19 protein-coding genes are annotated in these 21,682 nt (G+C 57.7%); 8 read left to right on the forward strand and 11 right to left on the reverse strand.

The window, feature by feature from the left end; all coding sequences use genetic code 11:
• The first annotated feature begins 19 nt into the window (after positions 1 to 19).
• Positions 20 to 328 carry a helix-turn-helix transcriptional regulator gene (locus tag ACXAEW_RS12390; protein WP_474941604.1) on the forward strand — a complete coding sequence of 103 codons (309 nt, stop codon included), beginning with the start codon at positions 20 to 22 and terminating at the stop codon, positions 326 to 328.
• Between the two features lie 29 nt (positions 329 to 357).
• Here ACXAEW_RS12390 and ACXAEW_RS12395 read toward each other — a convergent pair whose 3' ends face one another.
• From ACXAEW_RS12395 to ACXAEW_RS12405, 3 genes are all read right to left on the reverse strand, one after another.
• The gene (locus ACXAEW_RS12395) at positions 358 to 1,320 is read right to left on the reverse strand and encodes an ABC transporter permease (protein WP_474941605.1); all 963 of its coding nucleotides are present in this window, start codon (positions 1,318 to 1,320) and stop codon (positions 358 to 360) included.
• Complete coding sequence (locus ACXAEW_RS12400; protein WP_474941606.1) at positions 1,313 to 2,320, reverse strand: ABC transporter permease; 1,008 nt, start codon at positions 2,318 to 2,320, stop codon at positions 1,313 to 1,315. The genes ACXAEW_RS12395 and ACXAEW_RS12400 overlap by 8 nt, the downstream gene beginning before the upstream one ends.
• A 145-nt stretch (positions 2,321 to 2,465) precedes the next feature.
• Complete coding sequence (locus ACXAEW_RS12405) at positions 2,466 to 4,163, reverse strand: peptide ABC transporter substrate-binding protein (RefSeq protein WP_474941607.1); 1,698 nt, start codon at positions 4,161 to 4,163, stop codon at positions 2,466 to 2,468.
• 333 nt (positions 4,164 to 4,496) lie between these two features.
• Here ACXAEW_RS12405 and ACXAEW_RS12410 point away from each other — a divergent pair, with 333 nt between their 5' ends.
• On the forward strand, positions 4,497 to 6,317 hold the full coding sequence (locus ACXAEW_RS12410) for an ABC transporter ATP-binding protein (protein ID WP_474941608.1): 1,821 nt from the start codon (positions 4,497 to 4,499) through the stop codon (positions 6,315 to 6,317).
• Positions 6,318 to 6,566: 249 nt separating this feature from the next.
• Positions 6,567 to 7,730 carry a M20 aminoacylase family protein gene (locus tag ACXAEW_RS12415; RefSeq protein WP_474941609.1) on the forward strand — a complete coding sequence of 388 codons (1,164 nt, stop codon included), beginning with the start codon at positions 6,567 to 6,569 and terminating at the stop codon, positions 7,728 to 7,730.
• Positions 7,731 to 7,857: 127 nt separating this feature from the next.
• Here ACXAEW_RS12415 and ACXAEW_RS12420 read toward each other — a convergent pair whose 3' ends face one another.
• From ACXAEW_RS12420 to moaA, 3 genes are read right to left on the reverse strand one after another with little or no spacing between them, the layout of a single operon-like run.
• Positions 7,858 to 8,916, reverse strand: coding sequence for a glycosyltransferase family 4 protein (locus tag ACXAEW_RS12420; protein ID WP_474941610.1), 1,059 nt, complete (start codon positions 8,914 to 8,916; stop codon positions 7,858 to 7,860).
• Positions 8,917 to 8,937: 21 nt separating this feature from the next.
• Entirely contained in the window at positions 8,938 to 10,236 is a 1,299-nt protein-coding gene (locus ACXAEW_RS12425) for a 3-deoxy-D-manno-octulosonic acid transferase (RefSeq protein ID WP_474941611.1), read from the reverse strand.
• Positions 10,237 to 10,240: 4 nt separating this feature from the next.
• Positions 10,241 to 11,248, reverse strand: a complete 1,008-nt coding sequence (gene moaA, locus ACXAEW_RS12430; protein WP_474941612.1) for a GTP 3',8-cyclase MoaA — start codon at positions 11,246 to 11,248, stop codon at positions 10,241 to 10,243.
• 93 nt (positions 11,249 to 11,341) lie between these two features.
• Between moaA and ACXAEW_RS12435 the strand changes: the two genes are divergently transcribed.
• Positions 11,342 to 11,818 carry a hypothetical protein gene (locus tag ACXAEW_RS12435; RefSeq protein ID WP_474941613.1) on the forward strand — a complete coding sequence of 159 codons (477 nt, stop codon included), beginning with the start codon at positions 11,342 to 11,344 and terminating at the stop codon, positions 11,816 to 11,818.
• Here ACXAEW_RS12435 and ACXAEW_RS12440 read toward each other — a convergent pair.
• The 3 genes from ACXAEW_RS12440 to glmU are packed head-to-tail and all read right to left on the reverse strand — an operon-like array spanning position 11,815 to position 15,681.
• Positions 11,815 to 12,498, reverse strand: coding sequence for a DNA alkylation repair protein (locus tag ACXAEW_RS12440; protein ID WP_474941614.1), 684 nt, complete (start codon positions 12,496 to 12,498; stop codon positions 11,815 to 11,817). The genes ACXAEW_RS12435 and ACXAEW_RS12440 overlap by 4 nt on opposite strands.
• 3 nt (positions 12,499 to 12,501) lie before the next feature.
• Positions 12,502 to 14,310 carry a glutamine--fructose-6-phosphate transaminase (isomerizing) gene (glmS, locus tag ACXAEW_RS12445; protein ID WP_474941615.1) on the reverse strand — a complete coding sequence of 603 codons (1,809 nt, stop codon included), beginning with the start codon at positions 14,308 to 14,310 and terminating at the stop codon, positions 12,502 to 12,504.
• Between the two features lie 18 nt (positions 14,311 to 14,328).
• Positions 14,329 to 15,681: a bifunctional UDP-N-acetylglucosamine diphosphorylase/glucosamine-1-phosphate N-acetyltransferase GlmU gene (gene glmU / locus ACXAEW_RS12450; protein ID WP_474941616.1), complete on the reverse strand. Its 1,353-nt coding sequence runs from the start codon at positions 15,679 to 15,681 to the stop codon at positions 14,329 to 14,331.
• 130 nt (positions 15,682 to 15,811) lie between these two features.
• On the opposite strand from glmU, the gene ACXAEW_RS12455 reads away from it, so the two are divergent.
• Positions 15,812 to 16,489: an HAD-IA family hydrolase gene (locus tag ACXAEW_RS12455; RefSeq protein WP_474941617.1), complete on the forward strand. Its 678-nt coding sequence runs from the start codon at positions 15,812 to 15,814 to the stop codon at positions 16,487 to 16,489.
• A gap of 14 nt (positions 16,490 to 16,503) precedes the next feature.
• Positions 16,504 to 17,697, forward strand: coding sequence for a DegT/DnrJ/EryC1/StrS family aminotransferase (locus tag ACXAEW_RS12460; RefSeq protein WP_474941618.1), 1,194 nt, complete (start codon positions 16,504 to 16,506; stop codon positions 17,695 to 17,697).
• 47 nt (positions 17,698 to 17,744) lie between these two features.
• On the opposite strand, the gene ACXAEW_RS12465 is transcribed toward ACXAEW_RS12460, so the two are convergent.
• Positions 17,745 to 17,885: a hypothetical protein gene (locus ACXAEW_RS12465; RefSeq protein WP_474941619.1), complete on the reverse strand. Its 141-nt coding sequence runs from the start codon at positions 17,883 to 17,885 to the stop codon at positions 17,745 to 17,747.
• 130 nt (positions 17,886 to 18,015) lie between these two features.
• Between ACXAEW_RS12465 and ACXAEW_RS12470 the strand changes: the two genes are divergently transcribed.
• Positions 18,016 to 19,176 carry an isovaleryl-CoA dehydrogenase gene (locus ACXAEW_RS12470; protein WP_474941620.1) on the forward strand — a complete coding sequence of 387 codons (1,161 nt, stop codon included), beginning with the start codon at positions 18,016 to 18,018 and terminating at the stop codon, positions 19,174 to 19,176.
• Positions 19,177 to 19,237: 61 nt separating this feature from the next.
• Here the strand turns inward: ACXAEW_RS12470 and ACXAEW_RS12475 are convergent, their stop codons facing one another.
• Positions 19,238 to 19,843 carry an OmpW/AlkL family protein gene (locus ACXAEW_RS12475; RefSeq protein ID WP_474941621.1) on the reverse strand — a complete coding sequence of 202 codons (606 nt, stop codon included), beginning with the start codon at positions 19,841 to 19,843 and terminating at the stop codon, positions 19,238 to 19,240.
• Positions 19,844 to 20,013: 170 nt separating this feature from the next.
• On the opposite strand from ACXAEW_RS12475, the gene ACXAEW_RS12480 reads away from it, so the two are divergent.
• Positions 20,014 to 21,618: a carboxyl transferase domain-containing protein gene (locus ACXAEW_RS12480; RefSeq protein ID WP_474941622.1), complete on the forward strand. Its 1,605-nt coding sequence runs from the start codon at positions 20,014 to 20,016 to the stop codon at positions 21,616 to 21,618.
• Positions 21,619 to 21,682: the final 64 nt, after the last annotated feature.

The raw sequence follows: 21,682 nt of genomic DNA on the forward strand, positions 1-21,682 counted from the left end.
CAGAATAACGGTGAAACCCATGTCACTCAAAAAAGTGGACGGTCGTTTTTCAGAGATTGCCAACCGGCTGCGATTGGTTCGAAGTTTTTACGATCTCTCAAGCAAACGCTTTGCAGAACAGGCAGGCGTTTCGGTAAAGTCTTATTCGCAGTGGGAATCCGGTGATTTTCGGATCTCCCTGGACGGCGCCCTTTCAATCTGCGCGCGGTTCGGGATCTCGTTGGATTACATTTATCTGGGCCGGATGGACACGCTGCCCTACGCTTTGGCGATCAGTCTGAAAGACACGGAAGAGGAAACAAACACGGCCCCCATTCTCGCTGAATGAGGGCCGTTGTCATGTCCTTGGCGCGGGTGTTATCGGCCGCGGATGCGGGGATCAAGCGCGTCGCGCAGCCCGTCGCCAAGATAATTCACGCTCAGCACCGTGAGTGAGATCAGCAACCCTGGAAAAATCACCCGCTCTGGGTAAAGGATCATCCTATCAACGGAGTCGTTCAGCAAGCGCCCCCATGTCGGGAAATCTGGTGGGAAGCCAAAGCCAAGGAACGACAGCGAGCTTTCTGCGATAATCGCCGTTGCAATGCCCAGTGTTGCTGAAACCATGATGGGCGACAGGACATTTGGCAGGATGTGACGCAGCACCATCTTGGTGCTTGTGGTGCCGACAGAACGCGCAGCCAGCACAAATTCGCGTTCTTTCAGCGCCAGCACATCGCCGCGTACGATCCGGGCTGTTGGCATCCAGCTGGTAATCCCGATCAGGCAAACAATCAGGACAAAGATACCGCCCTCAGGGCCAATCGCCTGAGACAGCGCCTCACGGAACAGAACCGCGGCCACCAGGATCATCGGCAGAAGCGGCAGCGCGAGAAACAGGTCGGTCAGGCGCATCAAAACGCCGTCAAGCCTTTTGAAATAGCCTGCTACCACTCCCACCAGCGTGCCAAGAACAAGTGCCAGCACCATGGCTGCCATGCCAACAGCAATGGACACACGGCCTCCGAACATCAGACGCGCCAGCGTATCGCGCCCCAAGTTGTCGGTGCCGAGCGGATAGGCCCAGTCCATCTTGGCGCCGCTGTCCCAAAGCGCTGTGTAGATCGGGCGCATGTCCCGCAGTTTCAAGAAATCACGTCCCGTGGGGACAAATTTCGCGTCGTTCCAATAGACAAACGGACCGACCAGCACCGCCAGCAAAATGAAGGCAAACAGGAGGCCCCCCATCAAGGCCCCTCGGTGGGATTTGAACTGGTCCCAGATATCCAGCCACTGGCTGCGCGGTGGCGCGGTGGGGACGGGGTTGCTCAACTCAGTCATAGCGGATCCTCGGATCGAGAATGCCATACAGCACATCGGCAATCAGGTTAAACAGCACGATGAGAACGGCAAAGATAAAGGTCAGGGTTTGCACCATCGGCAGGTCATTGGCCTGGATCGCACCAATCAGAAGCTGGCCGATACCATTCACCTTGAACACCTGTTCGGTGATGATTGCGCCGCCAAAGATGGAAGGGATGCCCAATGCAATCACGGTGACCACGGGGATCATGGAGTTGCGAAGGACGTGTACCATGACCACGACATATTCACCCAGACCCTTGGCGCGCGCCGTGCGCACATAGTCCTGGTTCAGGTTGTCCAACATGGAGGCCCGCATAAACCGGCTGAGCTGCGCGGTGATCTGCAGCGCCAAAACCATGACAGGCATGATCATCTGCTGCAGCTGATACAGGAAACTGTCCCAATCTGTGACCTTATGTGTGGTGTCATAGATGGACGGGAACCAGCCCAGCTGGACCGAGAAAATCACAATCACCAAAACGCCCGAGAAGAAAGGCGGCACTGAAAAGCCGACCATCGACACAAAGGTGCCCATCTGATCGAACCAACTGTATTGGCGATAGGCCGAATAGATGCCGATGGGAAGCGCGATCAGGATAGCAACCACATAGGCGGTGCCCACAACCCACAGCGTCTGGGGCAGGCGCTGCACAACGATGTCCATCACCGGCGAACGGGTCTGCCAGGAGATCACCCGCAGTTTGCCTTCGGAAAAGGACGTGCCAAACAACGAGTCCATCAGAACCTGTGGTTCTATCCAAAAGAATTGCACAATCCATTTCCAGAACCGGATGTGCATGGGCTCGCCCAATCCCAGGGCAAGGCGCATTTTCTCTTTGACTTCGGCAGGCACGGTCAACGGAACCTGAGCCATTGGGTCGCCAGGGGCGAGCTCAAGAAGCAAAAAGATTGCCAGGCTGATAAACAGTAACGTTGGTACTGCAATGATCAGCCGTCGAATCGTAAACGTCAGCATCGGAGGGGACGCCTTTATTTTTGTTATGGTTATTGTTGTTAGTCAGTCAGGCGAAACACCACAATGCCTAGCAGAGGCCGAGAATGTAACGTCCGAATAACATTCGGCCCCGGTCAAAAGCCGGGGCCGAATGAAACAACATATGTTACTTGATGCGGTACCAGTCTGCGATGTTCCACAGCTCGCTGTCCCAGACGTTCAGATCAACACCACCGAGGGTGTTGGACACGCCAGACAAACGGCCGCGATGAACCAGCGGGATCATACCACCTTTTTCGAAGACCATGGTGTTCAGCTGTTGGCCGATTTCCACACGTTTTTCGAAGTCCGCCGTTTTGGTCAGCTCCAAATGCAGCGCGTCATACTCTTCGTCACAGAAACGAGAGATGTTTTCACCCTGCCACTGGTTCGCAGGCGACGGAGCCTGATCACACAGGCCATGGCCGAAATAGGTCTGTGGGTCAGTACCAGCAAAGGTGTTGGCGTACATTTCCACGTCTGCATAGAACTTCTGGAACGTGTCAGGAGAGCCGGGATCACCACCAAAGAACACGGACGCGTTGATATTGCGCAGTTCGGTTTCAACACCGATCTCGCTCCACCACTGTTTGATCAGCGCTTGGAAGTCCTGACGCACTGCGTTGGTTGATGTTTGGTACACCATGGATAGCGGCACGCCGTCTTTTTCACGAATACCATCGCCGTCGGTGTCAACGATGCCTGCATCATCCAGTAGTTTGTTGGCGCTCACTATATCCTGCACGTCACAACCTTCGGGGTTGATGGCGTAGGCTTCAGGGGCGGGAACCCAAGAACAACTCGGTTTACCTGCTTTGCCGTACCCGATCTCCACCAACAGTGGACGGTCAATGGCCATGGACAGTGCCTTAAAGACCGCCGGGTCACTCAAAAAGGGGTGTGGGCGAACAACGGCACGCTCATCCGGGCCAAGTGCAGGATCAGGGTTGGTACTGTTGATCATGATGCGCTCAAGCAGCGGACCAAAACCAGCAACAGCTGCGCCTTTACCACCAGCTTCCATCTGCGCAATGACATCTGGAGCCAACTGCAGGTTCCAGGCGTAGTCAAATTCGCCTGTTTCCATAACTGCACGACCAGCCGCTGCTGCGTCGCCGCCACCTTTAAACAATACCCGACCAAAGGCAGGTTTTGCAGGGTCACGGTAGTTTTCATTGGCGACGAAAGTGATCACGTCGTTCGGCTTGAACTCTTCAACCACAAAGGGGCCGGTGCCGACTGGACCAAAGTTTGCATCGGTGCACTCAGGTGCTTTTGCGCCCAGGCAGTCTTTGAATTGTGCGGCTTGAATGATCGGGTTTTCGACGCCAACAAACGGGCCATAAGGCGACGGGGTCGGACCTTCGAAGGTGACAACAACGGTCAGGTCGTCCGGTGTATCAACAGATGTCACACCGACAAATTTTGTCAGCTGCGCGCAGCCGCCTTCCGGATGGGTGCAATATTCATAGGTGAATTTCACATCGGCAGAGGTCAGATCGCTGCCATCGGACCATTTCAGGCCTGGCTTGATCTTCCAAGTGATGGTTGTCAGATCTTCGCTGACGCCACCATTGTCCACAGTTGGGATTTCAGTTGCGAGCCACGGAACCAGTTCACCTTGTGGGTTGTATCGGGCCAAGGGTTCCAGAACCAGCGAGGAGGCCTCGGTATCCTTGGTGCCGCTTGACAGGAACGGGTTCAGGATGGATGGCGCTTGCCAATAGATGATATTGACCTGGCCGTCGCTGCCGCGTTCGGCAAAGGCTGCGGGGGCCAAAGCTGTGGCAGTTACTGCACCCAGCAGAAGGCTTTTGATTTTCATTGCACTCTCCTTGTCAGACGTTGTTTGTCCCGCTTTATTTTCTAAAGCTGGGGCTTCCGCCCTGTTTATGTTTGGCGCCTCGATACATCTCCCGTTCGCACTTGGTATCGATACCGGTGCGAGCGGTAGCGACACGGGCTGAACGTGTATCAAAGCTGCCTAAATGACGGACACATGTGGTGCCGTGCAGCCATCGAAAGCAGAGTTTTTGGAAAAAGCAACCCATACGAGACGTAAATTTGATCATTTGGTTGAAATCGCCAAAGAGATTGGCATAGTCGATGGAAATCACCCGGGCAGCATAAGTCCGGATAAAAAAGCAGGGAAAAAAACGTGCTGGATCAACCGATTGCCCGGATCAAAGGGCTAAAAGTCGAATTTCAAACCAAAGACGGTCCGGTATTGGGGGTCAAGGATGTTTCCTTTGATGTGCAGCCCGGAGAGACGGTCTGTGTGGTTGGCGAGTCCGGATCGGGCAAGTCGGTTTCCTCTCTGTCCCTTATGCGTCTGGTTGAATTCGGCGGTGGCGAAATCATCGGCGGGAGCCTTGAATTCGATCGCAAAGATCATGGCGTAGCCGATCTGGCCAAGGCCGAGCAAGCCATGATGAAACAGATCCGTGGCAATGAAATCGGGATGATCTTTCAAGAGCCGATGACCGCCCTGAACCCGGTGTTCACCGTGGGGCGCCAGCTTACCGAAGGGCTGCGTGTCCACAAGGGCATGACCAAAAAACAGGCAGCGGCACGTGCGCTGGAGCTGTTGACCCAGGTGCGGATCCCGGAGCCTGAGCGCCGTCTGAAACAGTATCCACATGAGCTGTCCGGCGGTATGCGACAGCGGGTCGTGATTGCGATGGCGATGGCCTGCGAGCCGCGCCTCCTGATCGCGGATGAGCCGACCACAGCTTTGGACGTGACCATCCAGGCGGAAATATTGGCATTGATGGACCGTCTGAAGCGGGAAACCGGAACGGCTGTTTTGTTTATCACTCATGACATGGCCGTGGTTGCGCAGATGGCTGATCGCGTGGTTGTCATGTTCCGTGGCAACAAGGTCGAAGAAGGGCCGGTTCAGCAGATCTTTGAAAACCCGCAGCATGAATACACCAAGGCTCTGTTGGCAGCTGTGCCAAAGCTGGGGGAAATGGCGGACAAGCAATATCCTGAACCGATGCGCCTGATGGGGCAGGAACAAGTCACGCCGCAACCGATTGTCGGCACGGATAAGGTGCTTCTGAATGTCGAAAACCTGGTGGCCCGCTTCCCGGTCAAAGGCGGGTTGCTGCGACGCACCGTGTCAAATGTTCATGCGGTCGAAGATGTGTCTTTTAAGGTGTTCGAAGGACAGACCCTGTCGCTTGTGGGTGAGTCGGGCTGCGGTAAATCCACTGTCGGGCGGTCGCTGCTTCGCCTTGTGGAGCCGATGGCCGGGAAAGTGGAGTTTGAGGGCGGGGATATCCTTGGCTATTCCGCCAGCAAAATGCACAAGACACGGCAGCAGATGCAGATGATCTTTCAGGACCCCTTTGCCTCTTTGAATCCACAGATGCAGCTGTTGGACCAAGTAGCTGAACCTTTGCGCAATTATGGCCTTGTTTCGGGATCCGCGCTTCAGGATCGTGTTGCAGAACTCTTCGACCGGGTGCAGCTGCCACGCAGCTTCATGCGACGATACCCACATGAAATGTCAGGCGGCCAGCGCCAGCGGATTGCCATTGCGCGGGCTTTGGCGCTCAATCCCAAGTTGATTGTTGCTGACGAAGCTGTTTCTGCACTTGATGTTTCAGTTCAGGCGCAGGTTCTGAATTTGATGATGGAGTTGCAGGCGGATCTTGGTCTGTCATTCCTTTTTATCAGCCATGACATGGCCGTTGTGGAACGGGTCAGTCATCAGGTCGGTGTCATGTACCTTGGACGGCTGGTTGAAATTGGTCCGCGTGAACGTGTCTTTGCGAATCCGCTTCATGCCTATACGCAAGCCCTGATGCGTGCGGTGCCGATTGCGGACCCGACGAAGCGTAAATCAGAGCGTGAGCTGAACTTCAAACCGATCCCGTCGCCGATCCACGAGCTTGGGTATCGGCCCGAGAAATCGGAATATATCGAACTTGAGCCGGGTCATTTTGTGCTGACAACTGACTGCGGTTATTGATTAAATTATTGGCGTTCTCCGATCCGGTTCACGGATTGGGTGGCGCTAGGCTTGCAACCCTCTCAGAAGAGATTACTTCATCTGTTATCAATTCGTTTGTGTAGATGCGATCTTTGCGTTGCTGCGTTTGCGCGACGATGAAAGAGGGGTTCGGGCGCTTCTTGCTGGGAGCAGGGAACCGACCTTGGCGGTCAGCGCTGAAATGGAGCTGACCAAAGATTGACATTGGACGTTGAGAAGGAGCCTATCATGCCCGTCAAAAATCGTTTTGCGGAGCTGCAAGAGGAAATCACCGCCTGGCGACGGGATATCCATGAAAACCCTGAAATCCTGTATGACACGCATCGCACCAGCGCGCTGGTGGCGGAGAAGCTCAAGGAATTTGGCTGCGACGAGATTGTAACCGGTATTGGTCGCACAGGGGTTGTGGGGGTGATCAAGGGCAAGACGGACACCAAGGGCAAGGTGATCGGCCTGCGCGCTGATATGGACGCGTTGCCGATCATGGAAGCGACAGGGCTTTCCTATGCGTCCAAGACGCCGGGTGCGATGCATGCCTGTGGGCATGATGGGCATACGGCTATGTTGCTGGGGGCTGCCAAATATCTGGCTGAAACGCGTAATTTTGACGGCACCGCGGTGGTGATCTTCCAGCCTGCCGAAGAAGGTGGTGCGGGCGGCAAAGAGATGTGCGACGATGGTATGATGGATCGTTGGAACATCCAGGAAGTTTATGGCATGCACAATTGGCCTGGCGGTCCAGTGGGGGCTTTCTCCATCCGGCCGGGTGCGTTCTTTGCAGCCACGGACCAGTTTGATATCACCTTTGAGGGCCGCGGAGGCCACGCCGCCAAACCACATGAAACGATCGACACAACGGTTATGGCGGCGCAGGCGGTGATCGCGTTGCAGACCGTTGCGTCTCGTAGCGCGGATCCGGTCGAGCAGATTGTGGTTTCGGTCACGTCGTTTGAAACGTCGTCAAAAGCGTTCAACGTGATCCCACAAAGGGTTCAGATCAAAGGGACCGTGCGCACAATGGATCCCGGTATTCGCGACCTCGCTGAGAAACGTATTCAGGAGATCTGCGCTGGTGTTGCCGCGACATTTGGTGGCACGGCGGATGTGAACTACATGCGCGGCTATCCGGTGATGGTGAACTCTGAAGAACAGACCGAATTTGCCGCCAAAGTTGCGCAGGAAGTTTCGGGCCATTGCGAGGATGCGCCCTTGATTATGGGCGGCGAGGACTTTGCCTATATGCTGGAAGCCCGTCCGGGCGCTTATATCCTGGTTGGCAATGGTGACACTGCGCCTGTGCACCACCCGGAATATAACTTTAACGACGACGCCATTCCGGCAGGATGCAGCTGGTGGGCGGAAATCGTTGAGCAGCGTATGCCTGCGGCGTGATTTCCTGTTGTAGCAGGCGGGGGGGCTCCCGCCTGTTTACGCCCTGCCAGAGGCAGGGCGACACAGTTGGGCGTGGCCGGGATCCGTTCCGGATCCCGGTGGGCGTTATGTCTGACAGGTCTCGCAGTTATCGGCTGAGCAGATTGCGGTAGATCTCTATGATGGCCGCAGCCTCTCCCTCGAGGCGGAAGTTTTCCACCACATGCGACCGGCTGGCGTCGGACATAGCAGCCAGGCGCGCAGGGTCAGCAAGGCAATGTGCGACGTCTGATGTGATCTTCTTCACATCCTCGATCTCGCACAATGTGCCGGTCTTGCCGGGCACCAAAAGTTCTTCAAACGCGCCGACCTTCGTTGCCACTGCCGGCGCGCCACAGGCCATTGCCTCCAGAGGGGTGAGGCCGAAGCCTTCCCAGCGTTGCGGAGCCACATAGAGGTCGAGCGCCTGGAAATGGCGCGGCACATCTTCGACAGGAACTTCATCGCGAAAGAGGATCTGCTCTGTTAGACCGGCGGCAGCGACCTGATCCTTCAGCCCCTGCAGAAACTCAGCATTATCGGCTGTGGCGCGGCCCATCATCAGGGCACGCACATCGGGCCGACTTTTGCAGACTTCGATCATGGCCTGCACAAAAAGATCGTTGCCTTTTTGATGGCGGATACGGCCAAAACAACCCACCAGAAGCCCATCTGTGGGCAGATCCAGTGCTGTACGCAGGTCAGCTTTGTCGGCGACAGGCTGGAACAGATCACAATCCACTCCGTGGCGGATCACCGTTGCCTGGCGCTCCAGATAGCTTGCGGATTTGCCGGAGGTTGCGATCACATGGTCCATCCGGCGGATCAGCCAGCGGGTAAAGCCGGTGTGGCGCCGTTGCGCGGCCGACGTAAACAGCAGGCGCAGGCGTTTGCGCAGCAGGTATTTGAGTGCGAGCCCCGCGACCATTTCCAGGTTGCGCCGGGCGTGCCAGACACGTGCACCAGACGGACCTGAGCGGGACATTGTCAAGAGCGCCTTGGGCGGCACATTTGGAACCTCGGCCGGAAGAAGTGGTGAAGTTGCGGTGATTGCAATCTCACGCGCCTGAATTGGCACCAACCGGATCACGGTAGAGGTCACGCCGGAGTAGCGTTTTTTGAAGCTGGGCGCGATGACATCAATGTCGCGGAAGTTCTTAGGGGGCATTCGCGCCTCGATTGTCTGGGTCTAAAGCTGGGACAGCAGCATATCTGCTGTTTGATCCAATAGGTCAGACTGGCGGGAAATGAAAGTGCGCGCAGCGTCCCGCGTGGTTGCAAGCCTGGTGTCATCCGTCAGCCATACCGTCATCTGGCGGGCCAGTGCGTCTGAGGTTGCCACTTCGGTTGCCGCACCCTCGGCAATCATGTCGGAATAGGTCTCGGCAAAATTGAAATAGCCGGGTCCGGTGGTCACCGCACATCCATGGTGGGCCGGTTCAAACGGGTTGTGGCCCCCGATGTCCAGAAACGAGCCGCCAAGAAACACGCGCGGGCACAGCGCATACCATGTGCCGGTTTCTCCCAAGGTGTCGGCAAGGTACACTTGGCTGTTTTGCTCCAATACCTCCCCGCGGGAACGGCGGGCCAGTGTCAGGCCAGCATCGCGGCACATCTGTTCGACTTCGTCCCCCCGTTCGGGATGGCGGGGGATCAGGATCATGCAAAGATCAGGGTGGGTTTTCAAAAGCTCCAGATGGGCCGCAATCACAGGGGCTTCCTCTCCACGGTGGGTGGAAGAGGCGGTCCAGGTGCGGCGGTCACCCAGTGCATTTTGCAGTTCCGCAAGCAAGGCTGCATCCACGGGGGGCGGTGCCGCAAGCGCCTTGAGGTTGCTGCCGGGGCGGATGCGGTCAGCGGGCGCGCCAATGCTGCGGAGGTTGTCAGCGGTGTTTTGGTTCTGGGTGATAAACTGTGAAAACTGCGACAACAAAAAGCTGGCGGTGCGTCGGCGTTTTTGCCAGCTGGCCACGGATTTTGGAGACAGACGTGCGTTCAGCAACACAAGCGGGCAGCCGAAGGTGCGGGTCTTTACAATCAGGTTGGGCCACAGCTCGCTTTCGACCAGAACCGCCAGATCGGGCTGCCAATGGCGCAGAAACCGGCGCACATAGGTCGGATGGTCCAACGGCGGGAACTGATGTCGGCACCGCGGTGGCATGCGTTTTGCGATCAGCTCGGCTGAGGTAGGCGTGCCGGAGGTGATGAGGAATTCAAGCGCCGGATCACGCTCTCCCAATCGGTTGACCAGGGTCAGGATCGAAAGGCTTTCTCCGACAGAAGCCGCGTGAAACCAGATCACCCGGCCTTTGGGGCGTGGCAGGGAGGCATGACCCAGACGTTCGCGCACACGCGGTTCCGGCAGGCCATAGGCCCGCAGCTTGGCCGAGACCTTGCGCCAGGCGATGGGGGCCAACAGGCGAGAGGCAACACTATATGCCGCAAAAAGCGGCGTCGCCTTGGTGGCGGGAGGCAGGGATGTGGGCATGGGATCAGCCGCCGGTATGGCTCATATGGCGAGACATCTGCCCATCCACGCGCTGGCGTGAATAGTCAAAGTCATGCCCTTTGGGTTTCAAATTGATCGCGGCCCGGATCGCCTCTTGTAGCAGGGTGTTATCCTGTTCCTCAGCTCGCAGCGGTGCACGAAGATCCGCCATGTCTTCCTGACCCAGACACATGTACAGCTGGCCGGTGCAGGTCAGGCGCACCCGGTTGCAGCTTTCGCAGAAGTTATGGGACAAAGGCGTGATGAAACCGATCTTCTGGCCTGTTTCCTCCAACCGGACATAGCGCGCAGGACCTCCGGTGCGTTCTGTCAGGTCGGTGACAGTATAGTGATCCTCATAGGCGCGGCGCACCTCTTTCAGGGACCAATACTGGCCGATCCTGTCATAGGCTCCCATGTCTCCCATGGGCATGACTTCAATCCACGTCAGGTCCATGTCCCGTTCTGCACACCATTTGGTGATGGTGGCCAATTCCGGTTCATTGAACCCTTTGAGGGCCACTGCGTTGATCTTGATCTTCAGGCCTGCTTTCTGCGCGGCATCAATCCCGTCCAACACCTGTGCAAGACGTCCCCAGCGGGTCACTTGTTTGAACTTCTCGTCATCCAGCGTGTCCAGGGAGACATTTACCCGTCGCACGCCCGCGTCATAAAGATCCTGAGCGTATTTTCCGAGTTGCGAACCATTGGTGGTCAGCGTCAGCTCTTTTAAGGCACCGCTTTCAAGATGACGGCTCATGCTTTGGAAAAACGTCATGATGCCACGCCGCACTAGCGGCTCTCCGCCGGTGATCCGCAGCTTCTCTACGCCCATGCCAATGAAGGTGGAACACATGCGGTCCAGCTCTTCCAGCGTCAACAGGTCCTTTTTCGGCAAAAAGGTCATGTCTTCCGACATGCAATAGACGCAACGGAAATCGCACCGGTCGGTTACGGATACACGCAGGTAGGTTATCGCGCGGGCGAAAGGATCAATGAGGGGCGCTGTCATGTACAATTAGGTAAATCGCAATAGAGCTTCCGACAAGGGGAGCGATAGGGTTATGCTGAGAAAAATAATTTTACCGAAATTTGAGGTACGGGTATGAGATTTCTGATTGTTGCTGCGGCTGCAGGTTTGGTTTGCGCAGGATGTAACGGGGTGGCATGGAATTCAGATATCCTGAATGGCACGTCCGGGGGCGGGCTCTTTGATCGCCCGTCTGATCCGGCTCCTCGGCAGTCGGTGGATAATGCGCCACTGGATGCCACCGGGGGCGGAAACGCTGGCGCAGCGCTTGAACCTCTCACCCCGGCCGTGCCGCAGCAAGGTGCGGTTGGAAACAGTGGCACAATCGTTGCAAGCCTCGGCGATCCGGGAGTTCCGGGATTGTGGCTGGAAACGGCGCTTGTCAGCCAGGCCGGATCTGGCCGCGTGCGCACCGCCAATGGATCCTCTTTGGTTCTGACCCTGAAACCTTTGTCCGGAGAGGGGGGCAGCCGCCTGTCGATTGACGCAATGCGCGCCCTTGGCGTGCCGCTGACCGAGCTTGTCGAGTTGACGGTTCAGCCGTTGGGCTAGGTCTCTTTCAGATATTTGCCCGCTTCCTTGCGGGCAAAGGGTTTCATACCGGCACCGTGTTCGTCCAGAAAGGCGCGGGTGAGATCGGGCGCATGTTTGCTGAGATCGCGCAGCCACCAGGCGATGGCCTTTTGGATGAACCACTCCCGGTCTGCGACATACCCTGCGGCCCAGCCCAGAACACGGGCGCGCACCGCATCATCCGCGGATTTCGGGTTTGGCAGTTTGGCCCAGGGCAGAGTGGACACCAAGGCTGCGCGCCGGGTCCACATGTGATCTGACCCGGTCCAGCGTTCGACCTGATCCAAACGATCCGGAGCGGCGACCAGACGTTTGCCAATGGCCGAACAGGCGTGATCCGCAATCGCCCAGCTGTCGAAGTCCGTCACCCAGCTCTGCAACAGATCCCAGACCGGATCATCCTCCTTGATCCGCGACTGGGTCAGGAGTTTTCCCGCCGCAATGCGTGCCTCAAAGATATCACTCTGCCACAGCGCATCGGCCAGAGCGACGCGTGCGTCCAGATCCAGCGCCTGCCGCCAGCCCTTGGTCAGATCATTGATCGCGCCGTTGGAAATGCCCAGCACCACGCGCGACTGCTTGTGATAGCTGGACATCTGTTCCGCACGGCCAGGCTCGATATGGGCTTCCAGGGCGGCCAGCGCTTCGCTGAACTGCATCGCCTATTCCACCGTCACGGATTTCGCGAGGTTGCGCGGTTGGTCCACATCGGTGCCTTTGGCCACGGCGGTGAAATAGGCAATCTGCTGGGCCGGGATTGCATAGAGCACCGGTGCCAATACATCTGACAAAGGCGGCATGATGATGGTCTCATGAACGCCATCTCCTGCCAAACGCGCGCCTTCGGCATCGGTGACCAGAATAACCTTGCCGCCGCGTGCCATGACTTCCTGCATGTTGGAAACGGTCTTTTCAAACAGAGCGTCCCGCGGGGCGAGAACAACCACAGGAACGGTTTCGTCGATCAGCGCGATTGGACCGTGTTTCAGCTCTCCGCTGGCATAGCCCTCTGCATGGATATAGCTCAGCTCTTTGAGCTTCAGTGCCCCCTCAAGGGCAATCGGGTAAAGCGCGCCGCGCCCCAGGAAGATCACATCCCGCGCGCTGGCCAGATCCCGGGCCAGGGCCTGAATGTTGTTCTCGGCTGCGATGGCCTGATGCACCAGACCGGGCAGGGCGCGCATATCATCAAGCAGAGTGTTGGGCAGGCTCAGCCCGCGCTGTTCCGCAGCTTTCAGAGCCATCAGCAAAAGCACGGTCAACTGGCAGGTAAAGGCCTTGGTGGAGGCGACGCTGATTTCCGGTCCCGCCTTGATCGGCAGGACAATGTCGCTTTCCCGCGCGATGGAGCTTTCGGGAACGTTGACCAGACCTGCAATTTGCTTGGCCTTGCCGCTGGTATAACGCAACGCTGCCAGCGTGTCGGCCGTTTCTCCGGATTGGCTGACAAACACCGCCAGCGTGTCCGGGCTGATCGGCGGCTCGCGATAGCGGAATTCAGAGGCCACGTCGACCTCAACCGGCATGCGGGCGATCTGTTCGAACCAGTATTTGGCCACCAGGCACGAGTAATACCCGGTGCCACAGGCCACGAGGGTCAGCCGTTCAACCTGGGTAAAGTCCAGGTTCTCCGGCAGGGAGAGTGTGTTGTCTTCTGTCAGGTAATGCGCCAGCGCCCGGTCGATGGCTGTGGGCTGTTCGGCGATTTCCTTGGCCATAAAGTGCTTGTGGCCGTCCTTTTCGATCCGCGCCATATCCAGCTGGATCTGACGTTTTTCACGGTTTGCCAGTTTGCCTTCGCTGTTGCGGATCTCCAGAGAGGTGCGTGTCAGGACAGCAAAATCACCCTCTTCCAGATAGGTGATCTGGTCCGTAAACGGCGCCAGCGCCATGGCGTCCGATCCCACGAACATCTCTCCGTCGCCGTGGCCGATTGCCAGCGGAGAGCCTTTGCGGGCGGCGATCATCAGATCCTGTTCGCCGTCGAACAGGAAGGCCAGCGCAAAGGCTCCATGCAGCCGCTCAACGGTCTTTGCTGCGGCATCCACCGGGGACAACCCCTCGCGGGCAAAACTCTCCGCCAGCAGGGCGACGGTTTCGGAATCGGTTTCGGTTTCATAGGCAAGCCCTTTTGCGGCCAGCTCCTCACGCAGTTCCTTGTAGTTTTCGATAATCCCGTTGTGAACAACAGCCACACAGCCGGAGCGGTGCGGGTGGGCGTTGGTCACGGTGGGCGCACCATGGGTGGCCCAGCGGGTGTGACCAATGCCGGATTTCCCCGCCAGCGGATCATGAACCAGAGCATCCGACAGGTTCACCAGTTTGCCAACAGCGCGACGGCGCCCCAAGGTGCCGTTGTTCACGGTTGCGATCCCGGCACTGTCATAGCCGCGATATTCCAGCCGCTTCAGCCCTTCGACCAAAATCGGAGCAGCCTCGTGGTTGCCTAGTACACCGATGATTCCACACATGGTTCGGCTCCTTTGTTCTTAGCTCTTGTTGGTGATCCGGGCCTTTTTTGCGCGCAGCATGTCCATCAGCTTACGCGCCCGGCCGGGCTTGTTTTCCTGCGGGGCGCGGCCAATGGCCAAATCGCCGTCATCCACATCTTTGGTCACCACCGCACCTGTTGCGGTCATGGCCTCATTCCCAATTTTGACCGGTGCCACCAGCATGGTGTTGGAGCCAATAAAGGCACCTGCGCCAATTTCGGTCCGGTGTTTCATGAACCCGTCATAGTTGCAGGTGATCGTGCCAGCACCGATGTTGGTTTTCCGGCCCACCGACGCATCGCCGATATAGCTCAGATGGTTGACCTTGGCGCCTTCGCCGATCTCGGCGTTCTTGATCTCGACAAAGTTGCCGATATGGGTGTCCTCCGCCAGTTCTGCGCCGGGACGCAAACGGGCATAGGGGCCAACTTTGGCCCCGCGGCTGACATGGCAGCCTTCAAGATGCGAGAACGCCCGGATCAGCGCACCGCTTTCAACGGTCACACCGGGGCCAAAGACAACATTGGGCTCAATCACCGTGTCCCGCCCGATATATGTATCAAACGCAAGGTATACGGTGTCCGGTGCCATCAGGGTCACGCCCAGGTCCAGCAGTTCGGCACGCGCTTTGGCCTGAAATACTGCATCCGCCTGGGCCAGATCCGCACGGGAGTTGATGCCGAGCGTTTCTGCCTCGTCACAGGAGATGGCCGTTACGGTCAGCCCCTCAGCGCGCGCAATCTCCACCAGATCGGTCAGATAGAATTCACCCGAGGCATTATCGTTTCCAACCTTGTCGAGCAGCGCGAACATACGCTCTGCGTTGCAGGCCATCAGACCAGAGTTGCAGAAGTTGATGGCGCGCTCCGCTTCCGAGGCGTCTTTGAATTCGACAATCTTTTCCAGGCTCTCGCCCCGCATGACCAAGCGACCATACCGTGCCGGGTCTGCCGCCTCAAACCCGAGGATTACCAGATCGGCGCGGCTGCGCGCTTCTACCATCCGTTCGATGGTTTCAGCGGACACAAAAGGCGTGTCGCCGTACAGAACCACCGCATCGCCCGCGAACCCGTCCAACGCCTCTCGCGCTTGCAGGACGGCATGGCCGGTGCCCAGCTGCTCTTCTTGCAGAACGACCTGCGCCTCTTCATCGATCCCGGCAACTGCCGCGCGGACCAGATCTGCGCCGTGTCCGGCAACCACAATGGTCTTTTCCGGGACAAGCGCTTGACCTGCGGCCATAGCGTGTTCCAGCATCGGAGCCTGCGCAATCGGATGCAGCACTTTTGGCAGGTCAGAGTTCATCCGAGTGCCTTTGCCTGCGGCAAGGATGATAAGGGCGGTGCTCATGCGCGATTTCTCTTTGTGTTTTGGTTTCGACCGTTTTATCCGCTGGAGGACAGGGCGCAAGCGTTTGCGCCATCAAACATGGTTGCGACCTGCAACATCCAGTGGCGGGAATACGCCGAAAGGGGCAGAAATGCGAACAGTGATTTTTGATCTGGACGGGACGCTCGCGGATACGTCGGGCGATCTTTTGGCGGCGGCCAATCATTGTTTTCGCAAAATGGGGCATGGCGATGTGCTGAGCCACCCGCAGGATGCAGGTGTTGCTTTGCGGGGGGGGCGGCGGATGCTGACAGTAGGGCTAAAGCGTGTTGACGCCTTTGCAGAACCGCTGCTGGATGAATTTTACCCGGTCTTGCTGGATGCGTATCGAGAGGCAATCGCGACACATACCGTGCTTTATCCCGGCGTGTTGGAGGCCATCGAAGTGCTTAAGGCGAGAGGTTATGGGATCGGTATTTGTACCAATAAACCCGAAACTCTGGCAGAACAGCTGATGCAGGCGCTTGGCGTGCGTGATGTGTTCGGCTCTTTGGTGGGGGCGGATACGTTGCCGGTGCGCAAGCCGGATCCTGCGCCACTGATCGAAGCAGCCAATCGTTTGGGCGGCGATCCCGCAAAAACGGTTCTGATCGGGGACAGCGACACGGATCGTAATACATCGGCCAATGCAGGGGTGCCCTCGATCCTGGTGGAGTTTGGCCCATCAGGCGCGGATATGGCGGCGCTGAAACCCGAAGGGTTGATTGGCCATTTTGATGAGCTGCCTGACCGGGTCGATCAGGTCATGGCGGCGCATCTGTCAATATAAGCGGAAGGTTTGATATGAGCGAGCGTTTCACAGGCAATTTCACCCAACAAGAACCCATTCCCGAAGAGGCGATTGAGGCCGCAGTGGCCGTTATGCGCAGCGGACGCTTGCACCGGTATAACGTGGCGGAGGGCGAATTGGGCGAAACTGCCCTTCTGGAGCAGGAATTTGCAGCGCAGATGGGATCGAAATATGCGCTGGCGGTGGCCTCTGGCGGGTATGCTCTGGCAACCGCCCTGCGCGCGGTTGGGGTAAAGCCTGGCGATCCGGTATTGACCAATGCCTTTACCCTGGCGCCTGTGCCTGGGGCCATCGCAGCGGTTGGGGGGCGTCCGCTTTATGTCGATGTAAATGAGGCTCTGACCATCGATCTGGATGATCTGCGGAAAAAACTGAGTGGTGCCAAGGTGCTGATGCTCTCTCATATGCGGGGGCGCCTTTGTGATATGGACCTGTTAGTGGAGCTTTGCGACGCGGCTGGTGTCGCGGTGATCGAGGATTGCGCACATACAATGGGTGCGCGCTGGAATGGGGTTCTGTCCGGTCGGCAAGGGGTGATTGGTTGCTATAGCTGTCAGACCTATAAACATGTGAATTCGGGCGAAGGTGGGTTGATCATCACCGACGACGAAGAGTTGGCCGCGCGCATGGTGATGCTCTCAGGCTCCTATATGCTGTATGAACGGCATCTTGCGGCACCAGGGCCCGATGTGTTTGAGCGGGTGAAATATGAGACACCGAATATCTCTGGCCGGATGGACAACCTGCGCGCTGCCATCCTGCGCCCGCAGTTGCGCAATCTGGAGCAGCAGGTGGCGCGCTGGAATGCACGCTACCAGGTGATTGAGGCGGGGCTTAGCGATGTTCCGGGTCTGACTGTGATTGAACGCCCGGAGGCGGAAACCTATGTGGGCTCATCCATCCAGTTCCTGCTCTTGGATTGGAGTGAGGACGCGGTGCAGTCAGTTCTCGCGCGTTGTGCGGATCGGGGGGTTGAGTTGAAGTGGTTTGGGGTGCCGGAACCAACAGCCTTTACCTCGCGCTATGACAGCTGGCGCTATGCTGATGTGCCGGAGTTGCCCGCGAGCGACCGTATCTTACGTGGGATCATAGATATGCGGGTGCCGTTGACCTTTAGTCTTGACGATTGTGCACAGATTGCGCGGATCATCCGTGCCGAAGTTGGTGCTGTCCACCAGTCCGGCTGAGCGGGCATTTTGCTTTATTAGCTTGCGGTGCGGGGCTTGCGCCCCGCTCAGGTTTTGCGCTGCGCTTTGCGCATCGCGGTGGGGCAGCCCGCGCCTTTGGCGCGGGCTGCCCGGCCCAAGGGGAGGGCGTTGCAATTCATTGCAGCCTCGACGCGCGGGAGCTCTTTGGGCGGTGTGGTGTGTGCCACACGTTTCCATTCCAATGTGACCTCACGTCTTCTTCCAAGAAAGGCTTGACCGGATCGCCTGTTCTGACAAATAAATGAACATTCGTTCAATAATGGCGGCGATGTGCCCTTTGGTTTGGAGGAGAGGCCAATGTTTACCGCAAGCATGCGATTTGACTTGGGAGAGGACGTCAATGCCCTGCGTGATGTTGTGCATCGCTGGGCGCGGGAGCGCGTAAAGCCCATGGCTGCTGAAGTCGACCGTACCAATAGTTTTCCTGCAGCGCTTTGGACTGAGATGGGAGATCTGGGTCTTTTGGGTGTGACGGTTTCCGAAGAGTACGGCGGATCAGCCATGAGCTATCTGGCGCATGTGATTGCTGTGGAGGAGATCGCGCGCGCCAGTGCCTCGGTTGCGCTGTCCTATGGGGCGCATTCAAACCTCTGCGTTAACCAGATTAAACTGAACGGTACGCCGGAGCAGAAGTCCAAATACCTGCCGGGCCTTTGCGCAGGTACCCATGTCGGTGCTCTGGCCATGTCTGAAGCAGGGGCGGGCTCTGACGTGGTCTCTATGTCGTTAAAGGCTGAAATTAGAAATGATCGCTATGTCCTGAACGGCAACAAATACTGGATCACCAACGGCCCTGATGCGCACACTTTGGTCGTCTATGCCAAAACTGACCCTGAGGCTGGGAAACGCGGCATTACCGCCTTTATTGTTGAAAGTGCCATGGCCGGGTTTTCGACCTCTGCGCATTTCGACAAGCTGGGAATGCGCGGATCAAACACTGCGGAACTGATCTTTGACGATGTGGAAGTTCCGTTTGAAAACGTGTTGGGGCAGGAAGGACGCGGTGTAGCTGTTCTGATGTCGGGGTTGGACTATGAACGCGTCGTTCTGGCAGGCATCGGCACCGGTATCATGGCCGCCTGCCTGGATGAGGTGATGCCCTATGTAAAAGAGCGCAGGCAGTTTGGTCAGCCGATCGGGAATTTTCAACTGATGCAGGCCAAGATAGCGGATATGTACACCGCGCTGAATACGGCCCGTTCTTATACCTATGAGGTCGCAAAAGCCTGTGACGCCGGTACGGTAACACGCCAGGATGCGGCGGCCTGCTGTCTTTATGCGTCCGAAGTGGCGATGACACAGGCGCATCAGGCCGTGCAGGCTTTGGGTGGGGCCGGATACCTGAACGACAACCCGGTGGGACGTCTTTTCCGTGATGCCAAGCTCATGGAAATCGGCGCGGGCACAAGCGAGATCCGCCGCATGCTGATTGGTCGCGAATTGACGTCACTGCAATAGGCGCATCAAAAAACGGGCCCACCGCAGGGTGAGCCCGTCTGGAACCTCATCTCAGGAGAGATCAGAAACGATGGACGTAGGCCACACCCACGGTAACCGGGTCGATTTCGGCGGTGCCGATTTCGCTGCCGTTCAGGCTGACGTCGGATTCAATGTTGATGTAACGGACGTCCAGACGGATCGCGCCGCGATCACCCACCAACCATTCTGCACCGAAGGTCGCAGCCAGACCAAAACTGTCATCCAGCTCCAGAGTGCCAAGCGAGGATTCTTCTTCAAAGAAAGTTGTGTAGTTGACGCCGAGGCCAACAAACGGTTTGAAGTTCGATTGGGTCGGGAAGTGGTATTTGACCGACAGGGTGGGCGGCAGCTGCTTCACGGAACCGGCGAAGCCGACACCGGCCAGATTGACGTCATGCTCAAACGGCGATGCAGCCAGCAGTTCGATACCGATGTTGTCGGCAATAAAATACTCGGCGGTGAACTGAAGCGCAGTCGCATCGTCCACATCGGCAGCCAAGCCGGCCAGAGTGCCGTTGTCAGATTTCGGGTTCACGTTCACAACACCAACACCAAGGGTCCAGTCCCCTTTGGATTGGGCAAATGCAGGAGCGGCGAGGGCCAGGCTGGCAACACCAAGGCACAGCGCGGTCATCATACGGGTCATGGGTCTAATCCCTCTTGTTCTTTTGATGAGCGTAAACTTGTACCGATAGCCCGGGTCGACACTGATCTAGATCAACAGAAATCTGTCTTAAGTTCATGTTTTGAAGAAATAAAACATGTGAATTTGGTGAACCTATTTGGCCGGCGCCGGGGCGCGGGCAGGAGGGGGCTATGAAGCTACATTCCCAGATCAATGCGGGGGCGCAGGAGTTCCGCGAGAATCAGGACGTTCATTTGGCAATGCTGGCCGAGGTCAGCAAAGCTGCGCAACAGGCGCAGATGGGAGGAGGGGCAAAGTCCCGTGACCGCCATGAGGCGCGGGGCAAGATGCTGCCGCGCCACCGGGTGGCAGAACTGCTGGATCCCGGCGCGCCTTTTCTGGAAATTGGCGCAACGGCAGCCCATGAGATGTATGAAGGTGCTGCGCCGTGTGCGGGGGTAATCGCCGGGATCGGACGTATCCATGGTCAGGATGTCATGGTGGTCTGCAATGATGCCACGGTCAAAGGCGGCACCTATTACCCGATGACCGTCAAGAAACATCTGCGCGCGCAGGAAATTGCCGAAGAGAACCACCTGCCATGTGTCTATCTGGTCGACAGCGGTGGGGCAAACCTGCCCAATCAGGATGAGGTCTTTCCCGACCGAAACCACTTTGGCCGGATTTTCTACAATCAGGCGCGGATGAGCGCGAAGGGGATTGCTCAGATTTCCGTCGTGATGGGATCCTGCACCGCAGGCGGCGCCTATGTGCCGGCCATGTCGGATGTCTCGATCATTGTACGCGATCAGGGCACGATTTTTCTGGCAGGCCCGCCCCTGGTCAAAGCCGCAACAGGAGAGATTGTCTCGGCCGAAGATCTGGGAGGCGGGGATGTGCACACGCGCCTGTCGGGCGTTGCGGATTATCTGGCCGAGGATGACGCCCATGCGCTGGCGCTTGCCCGTCGCGCGGTCGGCGCGCTCAATCGCAGTCGCCCGCAGACCGTTGCCTGGCAGACCCCGGAACCCCCCGCCTATGATCCGGCGGAAATCCTGGGGGTTGTGCCTGCCGATCTGCGCACGCCCTATGACGCGCGCGAAGTGATCACGCGATTGGTGGATGGCTCGCGCTTGGACGAGTTCAAGGCGCGCTTTGGGGAAACACTGGTTACTGGTTTTGCACATATAGACGGCTGCCCGGTCGGGATTCTTGCCAACAACGGTGTGCTGTTTTCAGAGGCAGCGCAGAAGGGCGCGCATTTTGTCGAGCTCTGCTCACAGCGCCGCATACCACTGGTGTTCTTGCAGAATATCACCGGTTTTATGGTGGGGCGAAAGTATGAGAACGAAGGCATCGCGCGCCATGGGGCCAAACTGGTGACAGCTGTTGCCACCACCTCCGTTCCCAAGGTCACCCTGCTGATCGGTGGCTCATTTGGGGCTGGTAACTATGGTATGGCGGGACGTGCCTATTCGCCCCGGTTCCTGTGGACCTGGCCCAACAGCCGGATCTCGGTTATGGGCGGGCCACAGGCCGCAGGCGTACTGGCCACGGTGAAACGGGATGCGCTGGAGCGCGCCGGGGAGACCTGGAGTGCGGCGGAGGAAGCCGCGTTCAAACAGCCCACGCTTGATATGTTCGAACGTCAAAGTCATCCGCTCTATGCCTCGGCCCGGCTTTGGGATGACGGCATCATTGATCCCCGCAAATCGCGCGAGGTGCTGTCGCTTTCCTTACGCGCGGCGCTCAACGCGCCGATCGAGGAGACCCGCTTTGGCTTGTTCCGCATGTAAGCCCCGCTGTTTCATCTTTTTAATAAATACTTCGGGGGTCCGGGGGCTGGCCCCCGGCAAGGTT

The organism is Epibacterium sp. ABZ3_068 (genome assembly GCF_056159265.1).

Bases quoted from the DNA above. Each gene is read 5' to 3' on its own strand.
- ACXAEW_RS12390 (WP_474941604.1), top strand. From the start codon at position 20: ATGTCACTCAAAAAAGTGGACGGTCGTTTTTCAGAGATTGCCAACCGG.
- ACXAEW_RS12395 (WP_474941605.1), bottom strand. From the start codon at position 1,320: ATGACTGAGTTGAGCAACCCCGTCCCCACCGCGCCACCGCGCAGCCAG.
- ACXAEW_RS12400 (WP_474941606.1), bottom strand. From the start codon at position 2,320: ATGCTGACGTTTACGATTCGACGGCTGATCATTGCAGTACCAACGTTA.
- ACXAEW_RS12405 (WP_474941607.1), bottom strand. From the start codon at position 4,163: ATGAAAATCAAAAGCCTTCTGCTGGGTGCAGTAACTGCCACAGCTTTG.
- ACXAEW_RS12415 (WP_474941609.1), top strand. From the start codon at position 6,567: ATGCCCGTCAAAAATCGTTTTGCGGAGCTGCAAGAGGAAATCACCGCC.
- ACXAEW_RS12420 (WP_474941610.1), bottom strand. From the start codon at position 8,916: ATGCCCCCTAAGAACTTCCGCGACATTGATGTCATCGCGCCCAGCTTC.
- ACXAEW_RS12425 (WP_474941611.1), bottom strand. From the start codon at position 10,236: ATGCCCACATCCCTGCCTCCCGCCACCAAGGCGACGCCGCTTTTTGCG.
- moaA (WP_474941612.1), bottom strand. From the start codon at position 11,248: ATGACAGCGCCCCTCATTGATCCTTTCGCCCGCGCGATAACCTACCTG.
- ACXAEW_RS12435 (WP_474941613.1), top strand. From the start codon at position 11,342: ATGAGATTTCTGATTGTTGCTGCGGCTGCAGGTTTGGTTTGCGCAGGA.
- ACXAEW_RS12440 (WP_474941614.1), bottom strand. From the start codon at position 12,498: ATGCAGTTCAGCGAAGCGCTGGCCGCCCTGGAAGCCCATATCGAGCCT.
- glmS (WP_474941615.1), bottom strand. From the start codon at position 14,310: ATGTGTGGAATCATCGGTGTACTAGGCAACCACGAGGCTGCTCCGATT.
- glmU (WP_474941616.1), bottom strand. From the start codon at position 15,681: ATGAGCACCGCCCTTATCATCCTTGCCGCAGGCAAAGGCACTCGGATG.
- ACXAEW_RS12455 (WP_474941617.1), top strand. From the start codon at position 15,812: ATGCGAACAGTGATTTTTGATCTGGACGGGACGCTCGCGGATACGTCG.
- ACXAEW_RS12460 (WP_474941618.1), top strand. From the start codon at position 16,504: ATGAGCGAGCGTTTCACAGGCAATTTCACCCAACAAGAACCCATTCCC.
- ACXAEW_RS12470 (WP_474941620.1), top strand. From the start codon at position 18,016: ATGTTTACCGCAAGCATGCGATTTGACTTGGGAGAGGACGTCAATGCC.
- ACXAEW_RS12475 (WP_474941621.1), bottom strand. From the start codon at position 19,843: ATGACCCGTATGATGACCGCGCTGTGCCTTGGTGTTGCCAGCCTGGCC.
- ACXAEW_RS12480 (WP_474941622.1), top strand. From the start codon at position 20,014: ATGAAGCTACATTCCCAGATCAATGCGGGGGCGCAGGAGTTCCGCGAG.